Source organism: Clostridium sp. CMCC3677 (genome assembly GCF_023845585.1).
Lineage (GTDB): Bacteria > Bacillota > Clostridia > Clostridiales > Clostridiaceae > Clostridium > Clostridium aquiflavi.
This window is the reverse complement of the sequence record NZ_JAMQHS010000005.1, coordinates 180,620-200,076: the sequence shown is the minus strand read 5'-3', so window position 1 is coordinate 200,076 and position 19,457 is coordinate 180,620. Positions and strand designations below refer to the sequence as shown.

The 19,457-nt window shown below is 25.2% G+C and carries 25 protein-coding genes; 1 reads left to right on the top strand and 24 read right to left on the bottom strand.

The features are described from left to right. Window positions 1–93: 93 nt before the first annotated feature. The 21 genes from NG901_RS07860 to dapF all read right to left on the bottom strand — a co-directional run bounded on the left by NG901_RS07860 (window position 94) and on the right by dapF (window position 14,366). Window positions 94–639: a SpoIIIAH-like family protein gene (locus NG901_RS07860; protein WP_252213369.1), complete on the bottom strand. Its 546-nt coding sequence runs from the start codon at window positions 637–639 to the stop codon at window positions 94–96. A 40-nt stretch (window positions 640–679) separates the two neighbouring features. After that, a complete protein-coding gene (gene spoIIIAG / locus NG901_RS07855; protein WP_252213366.1) occupies window positions 680–1,309 on the bottom strand; it encodes a stage III sporulation protein AG in 630 nt (209 codons plus the stop codon). Window positions 1,310–1,320: 11 nt separating this feature from the next. Then, the gene (gene spoIIIAF, locus NG901_RS07850; RefSeq protein ID WP_252213363.1) at window positions 1,321–1,908 is read right to left on the bottom strand and encodes a stage III sporulation protein AF; all 588 of its coding nucleotides are present in this window, start codon (window positions 1,906–1,908) and stop codon (window positions 1,321–1,323) included. A gap of 3 nt (window positions 1,909–1,911) precedes the next feature. Continuing rightward, entirely contained in the window at window positions 1,912–3,168 is a 1,257-nt protein-coding gene (gene spoIIIAE / locus NG901_RS07845; RefSeq protein WP_252213360.1) for a stage III sporulation protein AE, read from the bottom strand. An 11-nt stretch (window positions 3,169–3,179) separates the two neighbouring features. Beyond that, window positions 3,180–3,563 carry a stage III sporulation protein AD gene (gene spoIIIAD / locus NG901_RS07840; RefSeq protein ID WP_252213357.1) on the bottom strand — a complete coding sequence of 128 codons (384 nt, stop codon included), beginning with the start codon at window positions 3,561–3,563 and terminating at the stop codon, window positions 3,180–3,182. An 8-nt stretch (window positions 3,564–3,571) separates the two neighbouring features. After that, entirely contained in the window at window positions 3,572–3,769 is a 198-nt protein-coding gene (gene spoIIIAC / locus NG901_RS07835; RefSeq protein ID WP_003374374.1) for a stage III sporulation protein AC, read from the bottom strand. 14 nt (window positions 3,770–3,783) lie between these two features. Continuing rightward, window positions 3,784–4,302, bottom strand: a complete 519-nt coding sequence (spoIIIAB, locus tag NG901_RS07830) for a stage III sporulation protein SpoIIIAB (protein ID WP_252213354.1) — start codon at window positions 4,300–4,302, stop codon at window positions 3,784–3,786. Then, window positions 4,290–5,210, bottom strand: a complete 921-nt coding sequence (gene spoIIIAA, locus NG901_RS07825; RefSeq protein WP_252213351.1) for a stage III sporulation protein AA — start codon at window positions 5,208–5,210, stop codon at window positions 4,290–4,292. Before spoIIIAA ends, spoIIIAB begins: the two co-directional genes overlap by 13 nt. 343 nt (window positions 5,211–5,553) lie before the next feature. Further along, complete coding sequence (locus NG901_RS07820; RefSeq protein WP_252213349.1) at window positions 5,554–5,919, bottom strand: CD1247 N-terminal domain-containing protein; 366 nt, start codon at window positions 5,917–5,919, stop codon at window positions 5,554–5,556. Between the two features lie 86 nt (window positions 5,920–6,005). Beyond that, window positions 6,006–6,563, bottom strand: a complete 558-nt coding sequence (gene efp, locus NG901_RS07815; RefSeq protein WP_252213346.1) for an elongation factor P — start codon at window positions 6,561–6,563, stop codon at window positions 6,006–6,008. A 191-nt stretch (window positions 6,564–6,754) separates the two neighbouring features. Further along, window positions 6,755–7,135 carry a hypothetical protein gene (locus NG901_RS07810; RefSeq protein ID WP_252213343.1) on the bottom strand — a complete coding sequence of 127 codons (381 nt, stop codon included), beginning with the start codon at window positions 7,133–7,135 and terminating at the stop codon, window positions 6,755–6,757. Next, complete coding sequence (locus NG901_RS07805; protein ID WP_252213340.1) at window positions 7,122–7,550, bottom strand: hypothetical protein; 429 nt, start codon at window positions 7,548–7,550, stop codon at window positions 7,122–7,124. Before NG901_RS07805 ends, NG901_RS07810 begins: the two co-directional genes overlap by 14 nt. After that, window positions 7,501–8,202 (bottom strand): hypothetical protein, encoded by a 702-nt coding sequence (locus tag NG901_RS07800; RefSeq protein ID WP_252213337.1) that lies wholly within the window; start codon window positions 8,200–8,202, stop codon window positions 7,501–7,503. The genes NG901_RS07805 and NG901_RS07800 overlap by 50 nt, the downstream gene beginning before the upstream one ends. Window positions 8,203–8,249: 47 nt before the next feature. Continuing rightward, on the bottom strand, window positions 8,250–8,648 hold the full coding sequence (locus NG901_RS07795) for a hypothetical protein (RefSeq protein ID WP_252213334.1): 399 nt from the start codon (window positions 8,646–8,648) through the stop codon (window positions 8,250–8,252). Next, window positions 8,639–9,094 (bottom strand): competence type IV pilus minor pilin ComGF, encoded by a 456-nt coding sequence (locus NG901_RS07790; RefSeq protein ID WP_252213331.1) that lies wholly within the window; start codon window positions 9,092–9,094, stop codon window positions 8,639–8,641. The genes NG901_RS07795 and NG901_RS07790 overlap by 10 nt, the downstream gene beginning before the upstream one ends. Further along, on the bottom strand, window positions 9,087–9,515 hold the full coding sequence (locus NG901_RS07785; RefSeq protein ID WP_252213328.1) for a hypothetical protein: 429 nt from the start codon (window positions 9,513–9,515) through the stop codon (window positions 9,087–9,089). The genes NG901_RS07790 and NG901_RS07785 overlap by 8 nt, the downstream gene beginning before the upstream one ends. A 31-nt stretch (window positions 9,516–9,546) precedes the next feature. After that, window positions 9,547–9,984, bottom strand: a complete 438-nt coding sequence (locus tag NG901_RS07780; RefSeq protein ID WP_252213325.1) for a prepilin-type N-terminal cleavage/methylation domain-containing protein — start codon at window positions 9,982–9,984, stop codon at window positions 9,547–9,549. Beyond that, on the bottom strand, window positions 9,981–11,057 hold the full coding sequence (locus NG901_RS07775; RefSeq protein ID WP_252213322.1) for a type II secretion system F family protein: 1,077 nt from the start codon (window positions 11,055–11,057) through the stop codon (window positions 9,981–9,983). The genes NG901_RS07780 and NG901_RS07775 overlap by 4 nt, the downstream gene beginning before the upstream one ends. Next, the gene (locus tag NG901_RS07770; protein ID WP_252213319.1) at window positions 11,044–12,420 is read right to left on the bottom strand and encodes a GspE/PulE family protein; all 1,377 of its coding nucleotides are present in this window, start codon (window positions 12,418–12,420) and stop codon (window positions 11,044–11,046) included. Before NG901_RS07770 ends, NG901_RS07775 begins: the two co-directional genes overlap by 14 nt. Before the next feature lie 94 nt (window positions 12,421–12,514). Continuing rightward, entirely contained in the window at window positions 12,515–13,519 is a 1,005-nt protein-coding gene (locus NG901_RS07765; RefSeq protein WP_252213316.1) for a hypothetical protein, read from the bottom strand. 25 nt (window positions 13,520–13,544) lie between these two features. After that, window positions 13,545–14,366 (bottom strand): diaminopimelate epimerase, encoded by an 822-nt coding sequence (gene dapF / locus NG901_RS07760; RefSeq protein WP_252213313.1) that lies wholly within the window; start codon window positions 14,364–14,366, stop codon window positions 13,545–13,547. A 263-nt stretch (window positions 14,367–14,629) separates the two neighbouring features. Between dapF and NG901_RS07755 the strand changes: the two genes are divergently transcribed. After that, window positions 14,630–16,363 carry an Rqc2 family fibronectin-binding protein gene (locus NG901_RS07755; RefSeq protein ID WP_252213310.1) on the top strand — a complete coding sequence of 578 codons (1,734 nt, stop codon included), beginning with the start codon at window positions 14,630–14,632 and terminating at the stop codon, window positions 16,361–16,363. A 250-nt stretch (window positions 16,364–16,613) separates the two neighbouring features. On the opposite strand, the gene NG901_RS07750 is transcribed toward NG901_RS07755, so the two are convergent. From NG901_RS07750 to NG901_RS07740, 3 genes are read right to left on the bottom strand one after another with little or no spacing between them, the layout of a single operon-like run. After that, window positions 16,614–17,774 (bottom strand): THUMP domain-containing class I SAM-dependent RNA methyltransferase, encoded by a 1,161-nt coding sequence (locus NG901_RS07750; RefSeq protein WP_252213307.1) that lies wholly within the window; start codon window positions 17,772–17,774, stop codon window positions 16,614–16,616. A 33-nt stretch (window positions 17,775–17,807) separates the two neighbouring features. After that, window positions 17,808–18,350 carry a bifunctional pyr operon transcriptional regulator/uracil phosphoribosyltransferase PyrR gene (gene pyrR / locus NG901_RS07745; RefSeq protein WP_252213304.1) on the bottom strand — a complete coding sequence of 181 codons (543 nt, stop codon included), beginning with the start codon at window positions 18,348–18,350 and terminating at the stop codon, window positions 17,808–17,810. Between the two features lie 28 nt (window positions 18,351–18,378). Further along, window positions 18,379–19,287: an RluA family pseudouridine synthase gene (locus tag NG901_RS07740; protein WP_252213301.1), complete on the bottom strand. Its 909-nt coding sequence runs from the start codon at window positions 19,285–19,287 to the stop codon at window positions 18,379–18,381. Window positions 19,288–19,457: the final 170 nt, after the last annotated feature.

Genomic DNA, 19,457 nt, shown 5'->3' with positions numbered 1-19,457 from the left:
TAATAACAAAACATGTTAATCTTACGTTTATTATAACAAATATGATTTAACATTACAATTAAACTTATATTATTTTTCAAAGCTATAATTATGTTATTTTTGAACTTGTATTACTACATCTTTTATCTTTGATACATTTTGTACTATTTCTTGAATGGCAATGCTATCTTTCTCTTCAAGAGTATTTGCTGACTTTACTATTACTGTTGCTTTCTTGTCATCAATCATACATAATGCATCTTCATATCCTTTATTTTTTATGTTTAATTCAACTCTTCCTTCATTATCTTTTCTTAAAATTCTTTCTGTCAATTCCTTATTTGCATCTTCCTTCTTTTCCTTAGATGTATTTTCATCTGCTACTAACGCTTTTAAGCTTTGAATTGTTGCACTTTCTTGTTGTTCTCTTTCACTTCTAGATTGAAAGAAGTATTCATTTTGACTTAATGTAGCTTTATCATCATCTGCTTTAGCTACTTCTCCTTTTTCCTCACTTACCCCTACATTTTCTGTTGATAATACTGCACTTAAATCAGTCGGATCGTTTAGTCCTCCCTTATTTAACTTTGCTGCTAACACCCCTACACATAATATTAATGCTAACAAAGTAAAGATTATACCTAATTGTTTCCTTTTCATAATATTTTCCTCCCATCCTTTTTATCTTTTAAATTATATGCTACTTCTTCATCGGATATACATTAACCTTATCCAAAGTTAAGTTATATAATTTTGAAATTGCTTGCTCAATGTTATATTTTGTTTTACTATTTTCTGCACCTTCTGCAACAACAACAGCACCTGTTATTTTTGGTTTATATGTTCTTAAAATAAATGGTTCATTTCCACCGTCTTTACTTGTCATAACAACTGTTGCGCCATCATTTTTTTGATTATTAGTTCTCTTTCCTCCTTCAGTATCCGTTTCTTCCGTAGTTGATACTTGAGCATTAGTATCATATGCTGGAATTTTTTCTTCTCCACTTTCAAATGAAATCATTACGTCAACTTCTCCTACCCCCTCCATCTTTTTTAATATATTTTTTAATTCTACCTTTTGATTTTCTTCATATGTTTTTTGATCACCTGAAATAGTCGTTGAAGTGCTTACTTCATTTTCTTTTGGACTTTCTTTTTTGTCTTCTTTATAAATAATGTCATTACTCTTATTTATATATTTATTCTTTGGTAATAATACATTCATGGTCACAAATATAAATGCTAATACTAAGCAAATAGAAATAAGATTGCTTAATTTTTTTTCGCCTAGTATTTTCTTTAGATTATTAGAAAAATTTTTTTTATCCATAAACTCATCTCCTATTCCTCTATTTTATATACTTCTATTTTCTCTTTAGGAATATCTAGCTGTTCACTTATAAATGTCACTATTTCTTTATACTGGCTATTTTGATTCTCTTCATAATATTTATCACTTTTATTAATTATCACCTTTTTAATTTTACTTACTGACTTTTCGCTTATACCTATTTTTATTTTTTTTATATCAAAAATCATGTTATTAAAATTAACTATACATTCAACATCACTTTTAAAGTTTTTATTTGGATATTCAGATTTAAGTAAACTTTCACAATTCTTATTAAAATTTTCTTCAAAAGCTTGTTTTCTTAAATCTCCATCCTTTAACTTATCCTCATCACTACTTTTAATTTCATTTTTATAATTAGAGAATACGTCTTCATAATTACTTATAGATTCATATATACTGTCTTCTCCATTTGAAATAATTTTCACTATTGGATTTAATATTATGGTTATTAAAACTAACCCTAATATAAACTTTAGATATTTTTTCATACCATTATTAGGGCTTATAAGTTCTATTGCCGTTATAAATATAAGTGCAGTAACTAAGGTTGTTACGAGTTCCTTTAACAAATTCATGTCTTATCCTCCTACTATAAACAGCCCTGAGGATGCAACAAGAGCTATTAAAATAAAAAACATTAAACTTACGCTTAAAACACATGATATAATTAACGTCATTGAATTTCCTGCTGCCGCCACTGAATTAGTTATTCTAGAATCACTTATTGGTTCTATTAACGCTGCAGCTAATTTATATATCACTGTCATAAGTACTAATTTTATTATTGGGTATAAAAGCATTAATACTATAATTAATAGTCCTACTGAACTTATTGCATTTTTAATTATTAATGAATATCCTGCAATAGAAGCAATAGCATCAGAAAATGTCTTTCCTACTATAGGTATGAAATTATCAACCGCAAATTTAGTAGTTTTTAACGTAACTGCATCTATTGTTTTTGATGTAATTCCTCTTACTGTTAAAACACCAATAAAAACAGTTATTATTATTCCTTGCATCCATAAAGTGCACTGTTTTAAAAGTTTACAAAGATTCGTAATCTTATGATCATTAGATAAATTATTTGCAAACTCTAATACAAACCCCATTAATATAAGTGGAATTATAATATTAGAATAAATTCTCGGTATAAACACTACAGCTGCTAAAATAATAGGGTCTAATGTTGCTGCCTGAGTTAATCCTCCTACCATAGCTATCATTGTTATAAGCACCGGTAATAATGCAGCCATAAAATCAGAAATATTTAATATAACTTCTTTTGCAACACCTATAGATATAATAAAACTCTTTGAAAGAATCATTATTATCAACGCATAGCATGCATAAAAAGCTATTTCCGATACATTGTCATTTGAAAATGCATCTTGTAAATTTTTAATTAGTGAACAGATTATAACTATTGTAACTATTGATATTATAAGTTTTAATACACTTCTAACTTCCTTAAATAATATACTCGTTAATGCCTTGCTCAAGGATTTTATATTAAAATCACCTTCACCATTTTTAATGTATTCCTTGATATATTGAATGGGATCTAGATCATTCATGAGCTCTACATTATTTTTCATTTTATTTATATACTCATATAAATTATTTATTTGTTTTTGTGTACTATCATCTAAACTATCTATTGTGATTTCATCCATTATAGATTCACTTTTATTAGCATGAGAATTACTGCTTGTACTTAAGTTATTTTGTTCAAAAGCATATACTGATTTTTCTGGTATAAAGATACAATTTAATACAGAAATAACAATAATACTTATCAAAAAAAATATTGTACATCTTTTTATTATCTTCATATCTATTTCACCTACATTATCTGTAGTATAGAATTTAATACAGCCATAAGAATTGGAATTGCTAATACTAAAATCATTATTTTTCCTGAAAACTCTACTTTAGTTGCTATACTTGAAGCTCCAGCATCTTTACATAATTCACTTGTAAATGAAGCTAAATAAGCAATTGCTAAAATTTTTAGGATAACTCCAATATAAAATGTATCTATATTAGCTCTATCTGCTACAGTTTTTAAAAATGTAATTATTTCTTGTACTTGACCTATCATAAAAAGTAATATTAAAGTACCAACTGTTAAAGAAATAAATGTAGTCATTTCAGATTTGCTATTTTTAAAAATTAAAGTTAGAAACAAACCAACAAAGGCTAAGGCCACAACTTTTACTATTAACATAAAATCACCTACATTACGAACATAGTTTTTACTGTGTTAAACAAGTCTCCAATAAGAGAAACTATCATTAATAAGAGTATTACAGTACCTGCAATATTAGTTATAGCTGCAACATCACCTTTTCCACTACTTGTTAATACCTTATCGAGTATCACAAGTAATATTCCTGCCCCTCCAATTTTAAAAAGAATGCTTATATCGTGCATAATAAATTCACCACCTAAATTAAAAATATTGTAATCATAGCACCAATGCATATCCCTAAATATCTATATACTTTTATATTTTTTTTAGATTCCTCTTCTGCCTCTTTTAAATTGCTCCTTATATTTTCTATTACTAAATTAAAAATTTTTTCTTGGCCATAAAGTCCTGATTCTCCTAAAGACTTTATGAAATCTATTAAAAAGTTTTTATCACTATCTGATAAATAAAACTCTTCTTCTAAAAAAATATATTCACTACTAAAAGCACTATATACACTTTCTGCTTCACCTTCACATAACTTTTCATTTACATTACCTATTAGAGTATTTAATGGTTTAATTGTCTTTTTCTGAATATTACTTAATGCTTCTGGCAAAGGCGTACTTCCATATAAAATTTCATTTTGCAATATTATTAAATTTTTTAAAATTTCCTTAAGTTGAATGTATCTTTTTCTAAAAGTTTCACCATATAAAAAGCCAATATAAGAAATAGTTAAAAATAGCATAAAGATGAGTACTAATTTAAGCATATTTTTTCTTCTCCTCTTAATTTATAAACTTTTTCTATAGTGCCTACCCCTTGTCTTGAACTTAAAATAATAGCTCTTTCAAGTATTTGATTATCAATAAGTTCCTTAAATACTTTACGTTTATAAATATCCTCAATTGTAAATCCATGAATACTTGTAATTATATTTACTCCAGAATTAAATGCCATAATTAATGCTTCAATATCTCCTTTAGTGCCAATTTCATCACAAATTAATACCTCTGGTGATAAACTTCTTATTGACATAATCATTCCTTCTTTTTTCAAACAATTATCTAAAATATCTGTTCTAATTCCTAAATCACTTTGAGGAACTCCAAAGTAACAAGCTCCAATTTCACTTCTTTCATCAATTACAGAAACCTTTTTACCATTTAAACCTAATAATTTCATTCCATTTGATATGTTTCTAGATATATCTCTTAAAATTGTTGTCTTTCCACATTTAGGTGGAGAAATAATTATTGTATTGTAAATCCTATCTCCACTAACTATATATTTCATAATTTTATTGGAACATCCTATAACTTCTCTGCAAAATCTAACATTTATAGATGATATATTTCTAATAGTTTTTACTTCACCATTGCACATAACACATTCGCCAGCAATACCTATTCTATGTCCACCTTTAATTGTTATAAAACCTTGTTTTATATCTTCTTCATAAGCATATAGTGAATAATTAGATATTTTTTGTATTATTGATTTCATCTCTTCCTTTGATGGATTATAATTTACAATTGATTCTCCTTTATTAGAATAAACTATAATAGGTTTATCTATTTTTATCCTTATTTCATAAAGTTGTTCTAGTTTACATTTATCTTTAAGTACATTAAATATATTACTTGGAAATATATTTAAGAAATCACTATCATCTTTCATCTCACTTCCTCCTCTAATGTTTTTCTTAGTTATTAATATTTATATAAAAATTAAAATATTACTGTTAAATAAAAAAAGATATGTAAAATTAAATTACATACCTTTAAAATCATATGAAAAATTGTGTTTAAAATACTATATGCATCGTATTATATATACATAAACTTTAAATTTAGATATATATTTCTTTATAAAAAAAATCGCCAAGGCGACTTTTGTAACGCAGATTCTTTTATCCATGTACCCTTTCCAAACACAATGATGTAATAATGGTGTGGCATAAGATTTTTATAATTTCCTAAAAAATAAAAAAAGCCATAGTAAAACTATGGACATTAAATATTTAGCCTTTAATATTCTTATTGCAATATGGACATGGAATTTCATTATTATTTTTTAAAGTTGATTGTTCTGCAAAAACTGTATTGCCACAATGGCAACAAGTAGCTTCTACATATTCATCTTCTAATTCATTTAGTTCATCTATTGATACTTCTTCAAAAAGTTCCTCTTGAAGACCACTTAAGTCATCATCCATAAATCTAATGTTTTCTTCTATAGTTTCTTGATTTACAGTTAATTCTTCAATTTTACTATCCATAGTTTCTAAAATTGATACTATTGATGAAAAATAGTTTTTATATTCTTCACTTTCAATATTAGATAAATTTAACTTTAACTCATTAATTTGATTCCTTAGTTTTTCCATGTTTCCCACTTCCTTTTATAAATAAAGTTGCTAAGAAATAACTTAGCAACTTTATTTAGTATTAAAACCTTAAATACATACAGAGCTTAAACTCTTTCCATGTATTCTCCTGTTCTAGTATCTATTCTTATAACATCGCCATCGTTAACAAACATTGGAACATTAACTATTGCTCCTGTTTCAACTGTAGCTGGCTTTAATGAGTTTGTAGCTGTATTACCTTTAACACCTGGTTCAGTATATGTTATTTGTAATTCAACAAAATTTGGTGCTTCTACTGAGAAAGCACTTCCTTTAAAGAATTTTATAACTGCAAACATATTTTCTTTTAAGAATTTTATTGCATCTTCAACCTTTTCAGCATTTAAAGGAATTTGTTCAAAAGTTTCTTGATCCATGAAGTAATATAATTCTCCATCTGAATAAAGATATTGCATTTCTTTTCTTTCTATTACAGCTTCTTGTAATTTTTCAGTTGGATTAAATGTTCTATCTACAACTCCTCCTGAAATTACGTTTCTAAGCTTAGTTCTTACGAAGGCAGCTCCTTTACCTGGTTTTACATGTAAAAAATCTGTAACTGTAAACACTTGTCCATCGAACTCAAAAGTTACACCTTTTCTTAAGTCTCCTGCTGATATCATTAAATATCCCTCCAAAATTTATAAAATAATTACAATCTAAATTAATATTTATATACTAAAGTTCAATTGTTGTAAACTTCGACATAACAATGATATTTTATCAAAAGAAAGAAATAATTGCAATTATTTCTCTCTACTTTAAATAAAAAAAGTCTACAAAATAATCATAAATAGCATAAAAATATTTTAAATCACATCTTTATATTGTTTTTACTTAATTCTATTATCAATGAACCACTGTCTTTATTATGCTCAATTTTATAATTCTTTATAGCATAATTTCTTAACTTAGATAGGCTTTCTAAAATCTCCTCTTTTTCACCTTCTATTTTTAAAGATACAATCCAATTGCCATCTTGTTGCTTTGCTCCTTCTAAAAGTTCAATATTATCAAAATCTTTAAACTCAGAACTTATATTAGATATATTTTTATAGTCGTTTATAGTTACACTTTCTTTATATGACTCTTCTTTTTTTATAGTTAAATTAAATTTGTTTGTAGTATATAAAATCATACTTTGAAAACAAGACATAATAATTAGAATTATAGCTAATACTTTATTTCCTTTCATTGTTCAATTCTACTCCTAATATATAATTAGTATTGTCATTATTTATATTTTTTATATTAATATCACTATCTATTTTTTCTATTGCATCCATTTCATTTATTTTAAATTGTCCACCATCTTTATCTACGCATGCGCTTTCAATCTCATCTAAAAATATATTATTAATCCAACTTACTATATCATCACAATCAATACTACTTTCTTCAACTTCAATTTTATTATTATCAGCATTATTTATTAAATTTGATTTATTTTCTCTAAAAATATATATATTTTTAAATGTCATTGGTAACAGAATAAGGTTTATTATTATAAATAAAAATTTTATTCTTTTTATGCTTTCTACTTCTTTTTGAATTTTCAAATCATAAAATTTTTTTGGAATGAAGTTCTCGTTTCTTATATATTTTTTCATATAATACATCCTCGCAATTAACATTCATTATTTTTATTTCTTTATTGGCACTATCAAAGGTAATTATATCTTTGTTTTTTATGTTTTTATCTATATAAAAAATACTTTCTTTATTTTCGCATAAACTCTCAAAATTATTTATTCTATTAATTAGATTATCAAGTTCATTTTCAACAAAGGCACGATTAAACTTTCCATTTACCAATTCGATGTAATAATAAAATCCATAAAAATAAACTATACAATTAGAATTTAATGCATTTTTTCCTAATAAATTTACAATTATATCTTTAATAATAAATTGAACTGGAATAACCTTTATGTTGCTGGACCCTTTAGATAATATTTCTAATCTCTTTCCACCTTTTATAGAATAAATTGATACTAATCCATTTTTCTTATCATAATCATAATGGTATAATATATCCTCATTCTTGTGGAATTCTTTATTTAACTTAAATTCAACATATTCATATATGTGTGATTTTTTTATATTTTCAGTAAAGTGTCTTGAATATAATTCTTCTTCAATTATTATGAATTCTCTATTTTTACTCATTAATTTTTCAATTTCTTCAAACTGTTCAAATAAGTATTCTTTGTCCTTATATATAAAGGCATGTTTTTTCATAATTAAAACTGATTTTTTCATAATCCACTTCCTTAATACTTTAAATCTTTTTTAAATTATTAACTTTTTTATTTTTCACTATTCATATCTATATTTCTATATATTGGAATTAAAAATATTTTATTTCCATCAAATATATATTTTAATTCTCTACATATGTTCTTCTCTGTTAATAAATAAAATTTATCTTTTTCTATTTTGTACTTTAATTCATTAGTATCATTTTTTATATTAAAATTTTCAATAAAGATTTCTTCATTCTTCATTTTGTTTAATTCTTTATTAAAGTTTAGTAATGCTTTCTCTTCATTTTGTAATAAGCTATATCTGTCTCCATCATTATTGTATAGATATGACATCTCATTATTATTTTTCATAACTATAAAACTACAGCTACTTATAAGCATAACTATTGAAAATGCTAAAAGTGTACTTATAATAATATTTCCTTTACTTTTTATATACATCTAATAAATTCCCTTCCACTTTTATCAATTATCTTTAAATAGATTAATTTATCTTTTTGTATGACCTTAAAATCTTTAACTTCTTTAAGTAATATATTAGGGGATATTCTTCCTGGGTACTTTGCACCTAATGATTCTTTATCACTTCTAATATTCTTACTTATCAAAACATTATCTTTGTCCCTATAAAGGATTAAATATGTTTCACCAAATTCTATATCTCTTATTATGTCTTTTTGCAATATTGAATCTAGATTTATATAAAAGTTTTGCATTTTATTATATACTCTACTGATTTCTTGATTTTGTATATATACTTTATAACTATCAAAAATTAAGTTAGTTGATATAAGAAATATTATTGTTGTAAAAAAAATATACACCATTGATTCTATAATGGTAAATCCATTTGAATTTTTACTTATCATTCTTTTATTTCTAAACATACTCCATCCACCACATTTTTATAAAACTTTCTTCTATATCAACTTGAATATTGTCTTTATTAATAAGTCCTTTGATTAAAATTTCAATTTTATAATCATCTTCTTTAAGTTTAGAGATTTTAATATCATTTCCTTTTGTTAAATCCAAAATTTCTGTATTAGTTAACTCTTCAAAAAAGTTTTCATCAAAACTTAATGTTAACGGTTCTTTATTTAGTGTGTCTTTTAGTTTATTCATTTTAGTATTATATTTTAATTCATTGGTAATATTATATATTGCTCTATTTAGCTCTTCTCTTAACATTCTTTCTTTTAATATACGATTATTATGAATATAAGTACTTATTGAGAAGATTATAATTAAACTCAACATAAATAATGCTGCAATAGCTTCTATTAAAATACTTCCTTTACTTTTCAATCTTATTTCCTTTCTAAAAATTTATATACTTTTAAAAGCCACTAATATTGATAGGATCAATGCCTGTTGCTATAGTAACCTTATATATATTATTTTTATTATCTTGAAACACTATAGTTTTTCCTTGCTTTATGTGACCATTGGATCTTACTTGTATACAATCATTTTTACTAATGATTCTTATTTTTCTTGGTAAAACAACTTGTTTTACTGTTGTTAGGCCATCTTTTCCAAATAAAATTCTATTTCGTATATTATCTATTTGAATTTCACCACTTTTTCTATTCTTCTTACAATAAGCTTTACTATAAGATAATAAATTTTCTACATCATAAAGAGCTGATTTGCTTTCTATATCATTTGAAATGGTAGAATGTATATCTTTTACTGATAAAGTTAAAGAAAATATTATTAAAATTATTGATAAACTTGCTATGACTTCTATTAAGGTAAATCCCTTTTTCTTCATTTAATCGCTCCTATTTTTAAGCTATCAAATAAAGGAAGAATAAAAATCATAAAAAATACTGTAATAACTATTGATATAAATATTATAAGAAATGGTTGCAATAAACTTAAGTATTTATTAATTGTTCTAATTAAAGATTCTTCTAACGTTAAACTTAATTCTTTTAAAGCTTCTCCTATAGACCCACTTTCTTCCCTTACCTTTATTACAGCAATTGTATATTTAGAAAATATATTTGTGTCAGTTATTGCTTCACTTAATGTACTTCCTTTTAATATATCTTCATTAATTTTATTAAGTTTGTCACTTATATAATTAAAATTCATACTATCTGAACAATACCTGAGTCCATACGAAATATTCATTCCACTATTAACAATAATAGATAATATAAATACAATTACATACTCTAAAAACTTGTTAAAAATCTTGAAATTACTTAATAAACTTACATATCTTTTGTCTATTAATCTCCTTATACTTATGAATGGTATAAAAACTCCCCAGCATAGAAAAGATATAAAATTTAAAAGTGGATTTTCTTTTATATAATTACTTAATTCATATATTTTTTCACAACTAAAAGGTGGTTTTATTCCTATTGATAAATAAATACTATGAAAATTAGGTATAACTACTAAAGTTAAAAATACCATTAATGCTAATATGCTTATCATTAATATCATTGGATATGTTAATGAACTTATAATATATTTATTTATAAAAGCTCTTTTTCCATAGTAATTTTTTAGCGTTTTTAAAGCTTCATATAGCTTTCCTGAATTTTCTCCTATAGATATTATTCCTATAAAAAACTTAGGATATAATTCTCTTTTTTCATCGAAAGCGTTAGATAATGTCATTCCATTTTCTATGTTTTTAACAATATCACTAATACTTCTTTTGTACTCTTTAGTTAATGTAACTTCTTTTATTAAATTTAAAGATTCATTTATTTTTATTCCATCTTTATATAATTGTGCTAAGCTTCCAGATATCAAACTTAATTCATTGTAGTTTATTTTCTTGTACCTTTTGTTAAGAAAACAATTTATTTTCTTAAAGATACTCATTTAATCCTTCTCCTTTCATAAATCTTACATAATCTTCATAGGATATTTGTCCTTTCTTTAATAACTTTTCTAAATCATCTTTCATTCCAATATTAGATAAACAGTACTTGTCTTTATAAATATCGACTTCATCATATTCCTTATCTAAAAAATATACAGCACTTATAAGTTTTCTTGATTCATATCCAGAATAATTACATTTTGAACAACCAGTTTTTTTATATAATTTAATTCCTTTATAATCATTTTTAATATCTTCCTTTTTACAATTTTCACATAGTATTTTTATTAATCTTTGAGATATTATTCCCACAATTGAATCTCTAAGTAAGTAAGGTTTTACCCCCATATCCTCAAGTCTAAAAAAGACTTCTCTTGGTGTTGATGTATGAATAGTGGTGTACACTTTATGCCCTGTTATCGATGCTCTTACAGACATAGATGCTGTCTCTTCATCTCTAACCTCTCCAACCATAATAACGTCTGGATCTTGCCTTAATATGTTTTTTAAACCATTTGAAAAATTTATATCTAATTTCTTATTTAAGCTCATTTGATTGATATTTGGAATGATTGCTTCCACTGGGTCTTCTAGAGTTGTTATATTAATATCTTCTTTATTGATTTCTTTCAATATAGTATACAGAGTTGTCGATTTCCCGCTTCCAGTTGGTCCATTAACTAAAACTAGACCTTTCTTTAATGACATAATCTTTCTTATTAATTCTATTTTTTCTTTTGAAAAATATAGATCTTCTAATTTATAATTAAAATTTTCGCTATATAGTATTCTTATAACTATTTTTTCACCATAAACTACAGGAATAGATGAAACTCTTAAATCATAATTATTATTGTTATAATTTATAAGTATTTTTCCATCTTGTGGTTTTCTCCTTTCTGATATATCCATATTAGCTTTAAGTTTTATTTTTGAAGCTAAAGTTAGGTATTCAGATAAAAGCATTTTGTGAACTAAAATTAATCCACCATTAATTCTATATCTTATATCTACCTCTTTTTCGCATGGTTCAAAATGTATATCACTAGCATTCCTTAAAATAGCATTATAAATCAAAGTATTTTCTATATCTTCATCTTCTACTTTATATATAATATCTCTTAAATAGTCATAATTTTGTTTACTTATTTCTTTTAAGACAATTTTATTATTATAAATAAACCTTAAGTATTCTTCTGCTTCATCTTTGATTTCATGTCCCAATACAATAGTTGTACTTTTTTCTTGTTTTATAGGAATAACTTTATATTTGTCAGATATCTTTTTACTTATCCTTCTTGAAATGCTCACATCTACATCTCTAATTTTATATTCAATTATATTTATACCTCCCTTCATCATTATTAAGTACTATACCCTCTTAATGTAAATATATTCAAAAAATAGTAAAAACGCTAAAATCAAAGAGGTTACTCTCTAATTTCAGCGTTTTAATTTATTCATTAAATTTTATAAAATCATAATCATTAGCTTTATCTGATACTAAGCTTATTGTCTTATCCTCAGAGCAACTATATACAGCTTTCTTTTTTGAACTATTATCTTTACCTATAAATAAAATCTCTCCATTTTCACCAATGCTTAATCCCTTACCTACTTCTACTATTGAAGGAAAGTCAAATACTACTCTTTGCACCTTATTTCCATTCACTTTATAAAGGGACTCCTTATCATTATAAGCTTTTCCAACAAAATATATTTCATCATTCTTAATTATAACATCCTGTAATAACTCAATTTTATCAGTTAATAATACTACTTCATTATTAGATTTATTAAGCATCATCAGCTCTTTATTATTATCAAAATCTATTTGTAAAAAGATAATATTTTCTTTTGAAGATTTTATAAATCCTAGATATCCTTCATCTATTTTATAAATAAGATTTTCTTTATTGTTATCTAAATCATATGTGAAAACTCCATTTATACCATCACTACTGATTCCATAATAGAGAATGATATTTTCATCATACCAGTCATATAAAACACCTGACACAGATACTTTAGAATTAATTTTCATTTCTTTGTTTTTATCTGTTTCAAATACTTTTAAATGTAAACCTTCATCTTCTATAAAGTATGATATATATTTTCCATTAGGGGATATTTTTATGTCTGTAAATTCTCTATCTTTTACTTCATTTTTTTCTCCGTTATGTACAATATAATATTTTTTATCTTCACTGTATATATAATTAGAACTTGATTTGTCATAAGCTACTACTGCTTTATTTGGTTCGTATAATTTATATTCATCTTCTTTGTAATTATATAAGTTATACTTATCTTCTTCATATTTTAATATTGTACCTTGGTTAATTTGTAATTCCTCTGCTATGCTAATAGGTTCATCATTCTTAGATGAACATCCTAGCATCAGCAGAGGTAGAACAATCAATACTAAAATACTCATTTTTTTCTTTTTTAACACGTTCATTTTTATCCCCTCAATTAATTTATCACTATAAAATAATATTTCCTTTACAAATAAATTCTGCTGGCCCACTCATATATACTCCATCTTCTAGAACTTCTATTATAAGATTTCCACCTGGAGCTTTTACAAATATCTTTTCTCCACTTACATAGCCTAATTTCTTTGCAACTACAGCTGAAGCGCAGCATCCAGTACCACAAGCAAGCGTTGCTCCAGCACCTCTTTCCCATGTATTTACACGTATATGATTTTTATCATTAACCTTTACAAAATTAACATTAGTTCCTTCTTTAAATAAAGAGAATTTTTCTATCTTTTCTCCATTTTCAACCTCATATTCCTGATTCTTTTCAAAAATAACAGTATGGGGGACACCCATTAATAAAGTTGTCAGATTATATTTTTCTTTATCTATAACAACTTCTTTATCAATTAATTCTTCTAAATTATTTAATGGTATATCTTTTCCATCAAAAGATGGTTTTCCCATATACACTTTTACATATTCTACTTTATCATCTCTTAGTATTAATTCTATTTCCTTAATGCCATCTCCTGTTTCAACTGGAAACTTAATACTATCTATGATTTTATTTTCATAAATATACTTTCCAAAACATCTTATTGCATTTCCACACATATTTGCTCTAGAACCATCAGAATTTATAATAACCATTTTAGCTGTTGAATTTTTTGATTTTCTAACAATAATTAAACCATCAGCTCCAATTCCAAAATGTCTATTACAAACTTTTTGTGCTAAATCACATTCATCTTTAATTTCATAATTAAAGTCTTCAATAAAAATAAAATCATTTCCTGCTCCATGCATTTTATAAAATTCCATTTTAGTATCTCCCCCAATCTATTTTCATTTTACTTAAATAAATATTAACAATTTAACTTAATGCCCCAATAGAATTTGAACTTGCCTTATACTAAATTATTAATAATATCTTAAAATATAACGTTAAATTTTTTAATTTTTATGAATAAAATATAATTGCTTTGCTATGTAATATCAATATTTGATAATAAAGCAATTATAATGTTATACTATCTTAAAGGCATTATTTTTTGCCTAGTCGCACTAAGAAAGGACGAATTACAATGGCACTAGACGGTATCTACTTATATAGTTTAGTTAATGATTTAAAAAAATCAATATTAGATTCTAAAATAGATAAAATAAATCAACCTGAAAAAGATGAAATAATCTTAACATTAAGAAAAGAACGTAAAAATTTAAAGCTTTTAATATCAGCATCTCCAAGATTTGCTAGAATTCATTTAACTAATTCAACTAAAAGCAATCCTATAAAAGCACCAATGTACTTAATGGTGTTACGTAAATACTTATTAGGTGGTAGAATTACTAAATTGACTCAAAAAAATAATGATAGAGTTTTAGTAATTGATATAGAAAATCGTGATGAATTAGGCTTCGATAGCATTTATTCACTTATAATTGAAATTATGGGCCGACATTCTAATATCACATTAGTTAGAAATAGAGATAATAAGGTTATGGAATCAATAAAGCACATAACCCCAGATATTAATACTTTTAGAGTTCTCTATCCTGGTGTTAATTATGTTTATCCACCAGAATCTAATAAATTAAATCCTTTACTATTTGAATATGAAGATTTTAATAATTTTATATCTACTAATTCAATAATTTTTGATGAGAACTTCTTTTCAAAAACTTTTACAGGTATTAGTAAATTATTGTCTTCAGATTTATATTATAACATTATAAAATCCAATTCATCACCCATTAGAGAAGAAATTTATGAAATTTTTAAGAATTTTATATTAAATCTTGATAAAAATCTTTCTTATAATATTTACACTAATGATAGTGGAGTTTATAAGGACTTTTATTTCTTAAAATTATCTTCTTTAGAAAATAATTTTTCTACTATAGAATATGATAATCCTAATATACTTATGGATGATTTCTTTTATAAAAAAGATAAGCAAGATAGACTTCATAATAAATCTATAGATTTACAAAAATTAGTTGTTACAAACATAGATAGATGTAAAAAGAAATCAAAAATTTTACATGAAACTTTAAAAGAATGTGATGAAAAAGAAAACTTGAGAATTAAAGGTGATTTACTAACGTCTTATATATATAGTATAAAAAAAGGTGCTACTAAAGCTTCTCTATTAAATTATTATAGTGAAAAAGAGGAGTATCTAGAAATAAGATTAGATCCTTTTAAGACTCCTTCAGAAAATGTTCAGGCTTATTATAAGAAATATAATAAACTAAAAGTTTCAGAAGAATACGCTAAATCTCAGCTTGATAAAAGTCTCAAAGAAGAAGAGTATTTAAATTCAGTTCTTACTAATATTCAAAATGTAGAAAGCTACGATGAAATAGGCGATATAAAAAATGAACTTGTTGAAACTGGTTATATAAGATTTAAAAAATCTGATAAAAACAATAAAAAGAAGAAAACCTCTAAACCACACCACTTTAAATCTAGTGATGGTATAGATATCTATGTTGGTAAAAATAACTTGCAAAATGATTATTTAAGTTTAAAGTTTGCTAATAAAAATTATCTTTGGTTACATACAAAAGATATTCCTGGTTCTCATGTTATTATTGCTGAATATGAAATACCAGATAAAACTTTAGAAGAAGCTGCAATAATAGCTGCTTATTATAGTAAAGCTAAAAATTCTTCAAAAGTTCCAGTTGACTATACAAAAGTTAAGGAACTTAAAAAACCAAATGGAGCAAAACCTGGAATGGTAATCTACCATACAAATAAAACATTGATAGTAGATCCAAAAGATTTTGATAATCTAAATTTAGAATTATAAATTAAGTTATTCATGGATTGAATTCTTATAATCATATAATTTTCTGTATACTATTTAAAGAGCAAAAGGTATGTGTAATACTTTTTTTAATTAAAGGTAGCTTAATTAATGTTTTGATTAAAAGTCTTCAAAAATTCTACAATTTCATAAACAAAAAAACGATAACCAAAAATTAACTTTGAGTTATCGTTTTTTTACTTATGCTGTATTTTAGCAAAGTGTTGATATAACCTTTATTTAAAGTATATGTTTAATCCATCAATTCATTTATTAATGTATCTCCTGGATTTTTAATTTTTATATTATCAAAATATTGATAATAATAACATCTGATTGTTCCATTATATAACTTTCTATTTTTAGTAGATTTTATTCCTAACAATTTTTCAAATCCTTCAATAGACGTTAAAATATTAAAGTCCCACTCATTAAGTTTTCTCTTCATTTGGCCCATATAATTATAAAGAGGCTCTAATGTTTCTCTTTCACCAATTCTTTCACCATATGGTGGATTTGATATTATGAACCCATGCTTTTTAGAACTTGAAAAGCTCATGAAATCTCTCTTTTGGAATTTTATATACTTAGAAACTCCTGCTTTTTCAGCATTATCCATAGCAACTTTTAAAACTCTATAATCTATATCATATCCTATTAAATTTATTTCTTTATCTTTAACTGCTTTTTTAGCTCCATCTTTAACCATGGCAAATGTGTTTCTTATATCATCAGACCACTCTTCTGCCACGAAGTTTCTATTACATCCTGGTGCTATATTCAATGCTATCATAGCAGCTTCTATAAGTATAGTTCCTGATCCACAAAATGGATCTACAAGTTCAAAGTTATCATTCCATCTTGAAAGTAAAAGCATTGATGCTGCTAATGTTTCTTTTAATGGTGCTATTCCTGCTAGTTCTCTATATCCTCTTTTGTGTAATCCAGGACCAGTAGTATCTATTGTTAATGTTACTTTGTCTTTTAAAATAGCAACTTCGATTTTATATGTAGAACCACTTTCACTAAAAGTTTCAATTCCATAATGTTCACTCATACTGCTAACTACAGCTTTTTTTACTATAGATTGGCAATCAGGTACACTATGTAGTGTTGATTTTACAGATTTCCCTACAACATGCATAATTCCATCTTTAGGTATTATTTCGTGCCATTTCACATTCTTAGTTCCTTGAAAAAGTTCCTCAAAAGATTTTGCTTCAAACTCAGCCATTTTAATTAATACTCTATCAGCAGTTCTTAAATGGACATTGGCTATAGCTATATCCATTTCATCTCCTTCAAATGTTACTTTCCCATTTTCAATTTCTAGATCTTCATAACCAAGCGCTCTCAATTCTTTTGCTGTTATGCTTTCTATACCAAAAGTACTTGTTGCAATTAAATTATACATAGTTTGCTCCTTTTATAAAATTCATCTATTATACTAATTAATAGAATCATATATTTTTACAGAATCTTCTCCATCAATTTCATTTAACATAACTTTTATAACTTCATTTTTAGATGTAGGTATATTTTTACCAACATAATCTGCTCTTATAGGTAATTCCTTATGACCTCTATCTATTAAAACAGCTAATTGTATTCCTTCTGGCCTATCTAAGTCCATAACTGCATCAATGGCTGCTCTAACTGTTCTGCATGTATATAATACATCATCAACTAATATTACTTTTTTATCCTTTATAGTTGTTTCTATATCGATACTCTTAACTTTTGGATCTTTTTCAACGATAGTAAGATCATCTCTATATAAAGTTATATCAACATATCCAACATCTACTTTCCTACCTTCAATGCCTTCAATTTGCTCTGCTATTCTTTCTGCTAATGGATATCCCCTTCTTTTTATACCAATAAGGACTATATCTTCTACACCTTTATTTCTTTCAATTATTTCATGAGAAATTCTAATTAATGTTCTTTTTATCGCTTTATCATCTAATAAAGTTGATTTTAATTCCATAATTTCTTCCCCCTATTAATACTATATTTTATCTTAATTTTTGTAATACTTCTTCAAAATATTGTGGTAATTCTGTTGAAAATTCCATGTATTCATTTTTAGTTGGATGTATAAATCCTAATTTTTTAGCATGTAACATTTGTCCCTTTAATTTAAATCTTTGTTTTTTAAATCCATAAATAGGGTCTCCAACTAAAGGATGATTAAGTGATGCCATATGTACTCTTATTTGATGTGTTCTACCTGTTTCAAGTTTACATTTTATAAGCGTATATCCTAAATCATATCTTTCTAAAACTTCATAATGAGTTACCGCTCTTCTTCCATCTTGAGTTATTGCAATTTTTAGCCTATTTTTCTTGTCTCTTCCTAAAGGCTTATCTATGATTCCAGAATCATTCTTAAATATGCCTTCTACTAAGGCATAATACTCTCTATTCATTGAATGATCTTTTAATTGAGAAGCCAATTTATTATGAGATTCATCATTTTTAGCTATTACTAATACACCTGAAGTATCTTTATCTATTCTATGTACTATTCCTGGTCTTATAACTCCATTTATACTAGATAAGTCAGTACAATGAAATAATAATGCATTTACCAGCGTTCCATTGTAATTACCTGGTGCTGGATGAACAACCATTCCTTGTTCTTTATTAACTACTATTATATCCTTATCTTCATATAATATATCTAAATCTATATTTTCAGATTCAACTTTTAAAGTTTCAGCTTCTGGTATTGTTATTGATATTTCATCCCAAGCTTTTAATTTATAATTGCTTTTAATTAATTCACTATTTACCTTAATGTTTTCTTTTTCAATAAGGCCTTGAACAAAAGAACGAGATTTTCCATTTAACATTTCGCTTAAATATTTATCTATTCTAGTTCCCTCATTCTCTTTGCTTACTGTTAAAATATTTTCTTCCATAAAAATAATAGCCTTTCTGTAAATATTCTCTCAATATTATAATATAATCCTATATATTACTCAACAAATATATATATATAAATCACTAAATGTACTATAATGATTGTCGATTTTTTTACCCATACAATAAAAATTTTTCATTGTAATATATTATCCCTTATCATTTAAAT

Coding starts and splice junctions, on each gene's coding strand:
- NG901_RS07790 (WP_252213331.1), bottom strand. CDS start 9,094: ATGTTTAGAAATAAAAGAATGATAAGTAAAAATTCAAATGGATTTACC.
- NG901_RS07805 (WP_252213340.1), bottom strand. CDS start 7,550: ATGAAAAAATATATAAGAAACGAGAACTTCATTCCAAAAAAATTTTAT.
- NG901_RS07755 (WP_252213310.1), top strand. CDS start 14,630: ATGGCACTAGACGGTATCTACTTATATAGTTTAGTTAATGATTTAAAA.
- spoIIIAC (WP_003374374.1), bottom strand. CDS start 3,769: ATGCACGATATAAGCATTCTTTTTAAAATTGGAGGGGCAGGAATATTA.
- NG901_RS07770 (WP_252213319.1), bottom strand. CDS start 12,420: ATGATGAAGGGAGGTATAAATATAATTGAATATAAAATTAGAGATGTA.
- NG901_RS07775 (WP_252213322.1), bottom strand. CDS start 11,057: ATGAGTATCTTTAAGAAAATAAATTGTTTTCTTAACAAAAGGTACAAG.
- NG901_RS07765 (WP_252213316.1), bottom strand. CDS start 13,519: ATGAACGTGTTAAAAAAGAAAAAAATGAGTATTTTAGTATTGATTGTT.
- spoIIIAA (WP_252213351.1), bottom strand. CDS start 5,210: ATGAAAGATGATAGTGATTTCTTAAATATATTTCCAAGTAATATATTT.
- NG901_RS07740 (WP_252213301.1), bottom strand. CDS start 19,287: ATGGAAGAAAATATTTTAACAGTAAGCAAAGAGAATGAGGGAACTAGA.
- spoIIIAE (WP_252213360.1), bottom strand. CDS start 3,168: ATGAAGATAATAAAAAGATGTACAATATTTTTTTTGATAAGTATTATT.
- NG901_RS07780 (WP_252213325.1), bottom strand. CDS start 9,984: ATGAAGAAAAAGGGATTTACCTTAATAGAAGTCATAGCAAGTTTATCA.
- spoIIIAG (WP_252213366.1), bottom strand. CDS start 1,309: ATGGATAAAAAAAATTTTTCTAATAATCTAAAGAAAATACTAGGCGAA.
- spoIIIAB (WP_252213354.1), bottom strand. CDS start 4,302: ATGCTTAAATTAGTACTCATCTTTATGCTATTTTTAACTATTTCTTAT.
- pyrR (WP_252213304.1), bottom strand. CDS start 18,350: ATGGAATTAAAATCAACTTTATTAGATGATAAAGCGATAAAAAGAACA.
- NG901_RS07750 (WP_252213307.1), bottom strand. CDS start 17,774: ATGTATAATTTAATTGCAACAAGTACTTTTGGTATAGAAAGCATAACA.
- spoIIIAD (WP_252213357.1), bottom strand. CDS start 3,563: ATGTTAATAGTAAAAGTTGTGGCCTTAGCCTTTGTTGGTTTGTTTCTA.
- NG901_RS07820 (WP_252213349.1), bottom strand. CDS start 5,919: ATGGAAAAACTAAGGAATCAAATTAATGAGTTAAAGTTAAATTTATCT.
- NG901_RS07795 (WP_252213334.1), bottom strand. CDS start 8,648: ATGTATATAAAAAGTAAAGGAAATATTATTATAAGTACACTTTTAGCA.
- dapF (WP_252213313.1), bottom strand. CDS start 14,366: ATGGAATTTTATAAAATGCATGGAGCAGGAAATGATTTTATTTTTATT.
- NG901_RS07800 (WP_252213337.1), bottom strand. CDS start 8,202: ATGAAAAAATCAGTTTTAATTATGAAAAAACATGCCTTTATATATAAG.
- spoIIIAF (WP_252213363.1), bottom strand. CDS start 1,908: ATGAATTTGTTAAAGGAACTCGTAACAACCTTAGTTACTGCACTTATA.
- efp (WP_252213346.1), bottom strand. CDS start 6,563: ATGATATCAGCAGGAGACTTAAGAAAAGGTGTAACTTTTGAGTTCGAT.
- NG901_RS07860 (WP_252213369.1), bottom strand. CDS start 639: ATGAAAAGGAAACAATTAGGTATAATCTTTACTTTGTTAGCATTAATA.
- NG901_RS07810 (WP_252213343.1), bottom strand. CDS start 7,135: ATGAAAGGAAATAAAGTATTAGCTATAATTCTAATTATTATGTCTTGT.